Genomic DNA, 5,779 nt, shown 5'->3' with positions numbered 1-5,779 from the left:
GCAGCATTTCCTGCGTGTTAGCCTCGGTGAGCCGGGCTTCGCCGCGCAGCGTCTTTACGACGCGCGCCATCCGTGTAGTGAGTGTGTCTAGCATGGGAGCGTGTGAGAGTGCGGCCGGTAAGTGTCGTTAACTAAGCGATAACGGCGTCTCGGCAGCCCTTTGCGAGAAGGGGGAAGACGTCGCGGCCTCGGGGCCTGGTGTAAACTTCAATCATGGATATTGTACTGTATGCCCTCACTGCGCTTCTCTACGGCGGACTTGCCGTAGCGGGCTGGCGCGCGCATCGCGACACGTCGGTCGAACCGGCGCTCGCCGGCATGCCGGCGGGCGCCCGTGTGGGCAGCTCCATGGATAGCGGGCGGGTATCGAAGGCGTCGGGCATGAGTTCCATGGGGCGCGTGCTGCTCGGCGTCGCGTTGCTTTTGCATGGCGTGCTGCTGCACACCACCATCTTTCCTCAGAACGCGATGGTGTTCGGCTTCGCGTTTGCGCTCTCCGCCATGTTCTGGCTGGGTGCGGGCATCTACTGGATCGAAAGTTTCTTCTTCCCGCTCGATGGCTTGCGGCTGCTCGTATTGCCGCTCGCGTGCGTCGCGTCGGTGATGCCGCTGTTCTTCGGCGGCGTGCGCGTGTTGCCGTATTCGGCCGCGCCCATGTTCAAGCTGCACTTCCTGATCGCCAATATTGCGTATGGATTGTTTGCCATCGCGGCGCTCCACGCCATCCTCATGTTGATGGTCGAAAGGCGATTGCAGAACATGCGCGGCACGGCGACGCGGCATACATCGAATAGCTGGGTATCGAGCTGGCTCGATACCTTGCCGCCGTTGCTCACGCTCGAAAAATTATTGTTTCGCCTGATTTCGGCAGGGTTCGTGCTGTTGACGCTCACGCTGATCTCGGGCGTCGCGTTCAACGAACAACTCGTCGACAAGGCGTTCAGGCTCGATCACAAGACGGTGTTCGCGATTCTGTCGTGGTTGATGTTCGGCGCTTTGCTGACCGCCCGCCGCGTCTCCGGTTGGCGTGGCCGCGCTGCGTTGCGCTGGGTGCTCGCGTCGTTCGTGGCGCTGCTGCTTGCCTATGTGGGCAGCCGCTTTGTGTTCGAAGTGCTGCTGCATCGCGCGGTCGTCTGACGCGTTCGCCCCGGCTTCGCGTCTATTGCTTCTTCTGCTTCGTCTATTACTAAGCTCATGCGCCAAATCATCCTTCTCATATTTGTGTTCTTCGCGAGCCAGTGGCTTTTCAAAAAGCTCAAGCGCGCCCAGGCTGCCGCCGGCGGTGCGCAGGCCGGCGCGGGTAATGGTGCCGGCAATGGCACTGGCAGTGCGCGGGCCTCCCGCGGTCCTTCGGCCTCCAGCGCGCCGCAACTTCCCGATGCACTCGTGCGCTGCGCCGAATGCGGCGTGCATACGCCGAGCAGCGACGCGGTCGTCGCGGCAGGCCACCGCTTCTGCTCCGTCGACCACGCTCAACGTCACGCCGCGCGCCCGACAGGCCGCGACGCACGATGAACGAAGCAGGTTTCATCGGCGAGGATGGATGGTATTCATCAGCGCGCCGGTTGCCGTCGCCCAACTTTGAAGTGCGTCCGGGCAGCATTGAACCGACGTTGATCGTGGTTCACAACATCAGCCTGCCGCCCGATGACTTCGGCGGCAGCGCGATCACCGAGCTCTTCCAGAACCGTCTCGATCACGACGCCCATCCGTACTACGACCAGTTGCGCGGCATGCGCGTCTCGTCGCATTTCGTCATTCGCCGCGACGGCGTGGTCGAGCAATATGTCTCGTGCAACGAGCGCGCGTGGCACGCGGGGTTGTCGAATTTCTTCGGGCGCGAACGCTGCAATGATTTTTCGGTGGGCATCGAGCTGGAAGGCAGCGACACAAGCCCGTTCGAAGATGCCCAGTACGCGTCGCTCGACGACGTGGTCCGCGCGACCATGCGACGTTATCCAATCGATGCCTTCGCCGGCCATTCGGACATTGCGCCGGGCCGCAAGACCGATCCCGGTCCGCACTTCGAATGGTCGCGGCTGCAACACGGTTGTGAACTTCCTCTTCAGTACTTTCCCTACCTCGCCAACGCGCGCACTGCTTGACATCCCTGTCTTTCATTTTGCAGCGCAGCGCATTAAATCATTACAAGCTCGCGAGCCCTTGCCCGACTTTGGCATTCGAAAAGTCAAGCCCGGTTAGTCGATTCCTCAGCAAATAAAAGTTTTTGAGACTGTGCGGAATGTCACTATACTTGGTGCTCAGAGACGTAAATCGCACTATATGTTGTGTTGTCAAGGCGGCGCCCTGCTCACAGAGCCGGCGCCGCATGCTTGTGCGGCCATAGAACAAGACGCCGCATAAGCAACTGATTCGCCGCGTGAAAATCGCCGGCGAGTCGGGTTGAAACACTCGGGGGCAGATAGGCGAAGCGGGCGATTTGTCATTGTGATCGTATGGATCGCAGCGGCAATTTCCCAAGCTGACCATTCTCAATTTCATCGTCGTGCGCGGTCGGCAAGAGCAGCATCCAGCAGTAAAAAGCTAGCCAAGCGCGCACGGCACGCATCTCAATCCGCGGACGTTCCGCACCATCGAACACCAGGAGATTTGCACATGCAAACCACCGACAACGCCACGATTTCCTACGAAGGCGCCTACCAGCGGCCCACCGGCGCGCAGGCTCAACAGCCGAGCGCGAGCGCGCTCGCGCCGGACGCCACGCTGGCCGACTACAAAGTCATCCGTCGTAACGGGACCGTGGTGTCGTTCGAGCCGTCGAAGATTTCCATCGCCGTGACGAAGGCATTCCTTGCCGTGAACGGCGGTCAAGGCGCAGGTTCGGCCCGTGTGCGCGAGCTCGTTGAACAACTGACGCACAGCGTCGTACGCGCGCTGGTGCGCAGCCGTCCGAACGGCGGCACGTTCCATATAGAAGACATCCAGGATCAGGTCGAACTCGCGCTGATGCGCGGCGGCGAGCACAACGTGGCGCGCGCTTACGTGCTGTATCGCGAGAAGCGCACGCAGGAACGCGCTCACGCACCGGAAACGCGTGCGAACGCGCTCGGCATCAACGTGATCGACAACGGCGTGTCGCATCCGCTCGACCTCGACGCATTGAAGGCGCGCATCAACGAAGCGTGTGTGAACCTCGGCAGCGAAGTGAACGCGGACCCGATTGTCGCGGAGACGGTGAAGAACCTGTATGACGGCGTGCCGATGGCGCAAGTCTACGACTCGGCCATTCTCGCCGCGCGCACCATGATCGAAAAGGACCCGGCGTACAGCCAGGTCACCGCACGCATCCTGCTGCACACCATTCGCCGCGAAATCCTGGAGGAAGACGTCTCGCAAGGCGAAATGTCGACGCGCTACGCCGAATACTTCCCGCTGTTCATCAAGCAGGGCGTGGAAGCGGAACTGCTCGACGAGAAGCTCCAGCAGTACGACCTGAAGCGCCTGGGCGCCGCACTCGACGCCGACCGCGACCTGCAATTCGGCTATCTCGGCCTGCAGACGCTGTATGACCGCTACTTCCTGCACAACGAAAACAAGCGCATCGAACTGCCGCAGGCGTTCTTCATGCGCGTTGCAATGGGCCTGGCGCTCAACGAGATCGACCGCGAAGCACGCGCTATCGAGTTCTACAACGTGTTGTCGAGCTTCGACTTCATGTCGTCCACGCCGACGCTGTTCAACTCGGGCACGCGCCGTTCGCAGTTGTCATCGTGCTATCTGACGACGGTCGCCGACGACCTCGACGGCATCTACGAAGCGCTGAAGGAAAATGCGCTGCTCTCGAAGTTCGCGGGCGGCCTGGGCAACGACTGGACGCGCGTGCGTGCGCTTGGTTCGCACATCAAGGGTACGAACGGCAAGTCGCAAGGCGTGGTGCCGTTCCTGAAGGTCGTGAACGATACCGCCGTCGCGGTGAACCAGGGCGGCAAGCGCAAGGGCGCGGTGTGCGCGTACCTGGAAACGTGGCACCTGGATATCGAAGAATTCCTGGAACTGCGCAAGAACACGGGCGACGACCGTCGCCGCACGCATGACATGAACACGGCGAACTGGATTCCCGACCTGTTCATGAAGCGCGTCCACGAAAACGGCGACTGGACGCTGTTTTCGCCGGCCAACACGCCGGACCTGCACGACCTGTTCGGCGCAGCGTTTGAAAAAGCCTACGTGGCGTACGAAGAAAAAGCGGCGCGTGGCGAACTCAAGCTGTTCAAGAAGGTTCCGGCCGCGCAACTGTGGCGCAAGATGCTAGGCATGCTGTTCGAAACGGGTCACCCGTGGATCACGTTCAAGGATCCGTGCAACATCCGATCGCCGCAGCAGCACGTGGGTGTCGTGCATTCGTCGAACCTGTGCACGGAAATCACGCTGAACACCAGCGACACTGAAATCGCCGTATGTAACCTCGGCTCGGTGAACCTCGTCGCGCACATGACGAAGCAGGCCGACGGCACGCTGGCGCTCGATCACGAGAAGCTCAAGCGTACTGTCAGCGTGGCAATGCGCATGCTCGACAACGTCATCGACATCAATTACTACGCCGTCGCCAAGGCGCGTAATTCGAACCTGAAGCATCGTCCGGTCGGCATGGGCATCATGGGCTTCCAGGACTGCCTGCACTTGCTGCGCACGCCGTATGCATCGAAGGAAGCGGTTGAATTCGCCGATACGTCGATGGAAGCGGTCTGCTACTACGCGTACTACGCATCGACGGAACTGGCGCAAGAGCGCGGCCGTTATTCGAGCTATCGCGGTTCGCTGTGGGATCGCGGCATTCTGCCGCAAGACTCGCTGAAGCTGCTGGCGGCCGAGCGTGGCGGCTACGTGGAAGTGGACGAAAGCGCGTCCATGGACTGGACCGAGCTGCGTTCGCGCATTGCAACTTACGGCATGCGCAACTCGAATTGCGTGGCGATTGCACCTACCGCGACGATTTCGAACATCATCGGCGTGTCGGCGTGTATTGAGCCGACGTTCCAGAATCTGTACGTGAAGTCGAATCTGTCGGGTGAATTCACGGTCGTGAACGAATACCTGGTGCGTGACCTGAAGGAACGCGGCCTGTGGGACGAAGTCATGGTCTCCGACCTGAAGTACTTCGACGGCACGCTCTCGCGGATTGACCGGGTGCCGGCCGATCTGCGCGCCATCTACGCCACTGCGTTCGAACTGGACGCGACCTGGGTCGTGGAAGCGGCATCGCGCCGCCAGAAGTGGATCGACCAGGCGCAGTCGCTGAACATCTATATGGGTGGTGCATCGGGCAAGAAGCTGGACGAGGTGTACAAGCTCGCGTGGCTGCGCGGCCTGAAGACCACGTACTACCTCCGCACCATGGCCGCCACGCACGTCGAGAAGTCGACTGTGGCTCACGGTCAGTTGAATTCGGTGCCGTCGGGCAGTTCGGACAACGGCGCGGGCGGTGCGGGTGGTGCTTCGGGTACGAACGGCAGCGGCTTCGGCACGCAGGGTTCGCACGGGTCATCGACGGGTGGTTTCAATGCGGCGGCAGTCGCGGCGCCGGCGGTGGCAGCGGCTGAGCAGGAAGCCGATGGTCCGGTTTGCATGATGCGTCCGGGCGATGCCGGGTTCGACGAATGCGAGGCTTGCCAGTAAGAAGATGCAGGCGACGGGTTGCAGATGGCCCGTCGCTAATAAGTACAGCAGTTAGTAGAGGCCGGTACGGATATGGTTGTTCTTCCTGGTCAGGAAGCGGCGGCCGGATTCGATACCGGCCTTTTCCATTTGTACTCGCCGC

The 5,779-nt window shown here is 61.2% G+C and carries 4 protein-coding genes; all 4 read left to right on the top strand.

Annotation, left to right across the window (positions count from 1 at the left end; genetic code table 11):
- Positions 1 to 213 precede the first annotated feature (213 nt).
- The 4 genes from ACFFAR_RS22820 to ACFFAR_RS22805 all read left to right on the top strand — a co-directional run bounded on the left by ACFFAR_RS22820 (position 214) and on the right by ACFFAR_RS22805 (position 5,637).
- Entirely contained in the window at positions 214 to 1,137 is a 924-nt protein-coding gene (locus tag ACFFAR_RS22820; protein WP_062000289.1) for an inner membrane protein YpjD, read from the top strand.
- Between the two features lie 57 nt (positions 1,138 to 1,194).
- Positions 1,195 to 1,515, top strand: a complete 321-nt coding sequence (locus ACFFAR_RS22815) for a PP0621 family protein (RefSeq protein WP_075358565.1) — start codon at positions 1,195 to 1,197, stop codon at positions 1,513 to 1,515.
- A complete protein-coding gene (gene ampD / locus ACFFAR_RS22810; RefSeq protein WP_075358564.1) occupies positions 1,512 to 2,105 on the top strand; it encodes a 1,6-anhydro-N-acetylmuramyl-L-alanine amidase AmpD in 594 nt (197 codons plus the stop codon). The genes ACFFAR_RS22815 and ampD overlap by 4 nt, the downstream gene beginning before the upstream one ends.
- Before the next feature lie 511 nt (positions 2,106 to 2,616).
- A complete protein-coding gene (locus ACFFAR_RS22805; RefSeq protein WP_375508518.1) occupies positions 2,617 to 5,637 on the top strand; it encodes a ribonucleoside-diphosphate reductase subunit alpha in 3,021 nt (1,006 codons plus the stop codon).
- Positions 5,638 to 5,779: the final 142 nt, after the last annotated feature.

The sequence above is a fragment of the uncultured Caballeronia sp. genome, from assembly GCF_964243625.1.
Taxonomy (GTDB): domain Bacteria; phylum Pseudomonadota; class Gammaproteobacteria; order Burkholderiales; family Burkholderiaceae; genus Caballeronia.
The sequence above is the reverse complement of the archived record's forward strand: the minus strand, read 5'-3'. Positions and strand labels throughout refer to the sequence as shown.

Bases quoted from the DNA above. Each gene is read 5' to 3' on its own strand.
- ACFFAR_RS22815 (WP_075358565.1), top strand. From the start codon at position 1,195: ATGCGCCAAATCATCCTTCTCATATTTGTGTTCTTCGCGAGCCAGTGG.
- ACFFAR_RS22805 (WP_375508518.1), top strand. From the start codon at position 2,617: ATGCAAACCACCGACAACGCCACGATTTCCTACGAAGGCGCCTACCAG.
- ampD (WP_075358564.1), top strand. From the start codon at position 1,512: ATGAACGAAGCAGGTTTCATCGGCGAGGATGGATGGTATTCATCAGCG.
- ACFFAR_RS22820 (WP_062000289.1), top strand. From the start codon at position 214: ATGGATATTGTACTGTATGCCCTCACTGCGCTTCTCTACGGCGGACTT.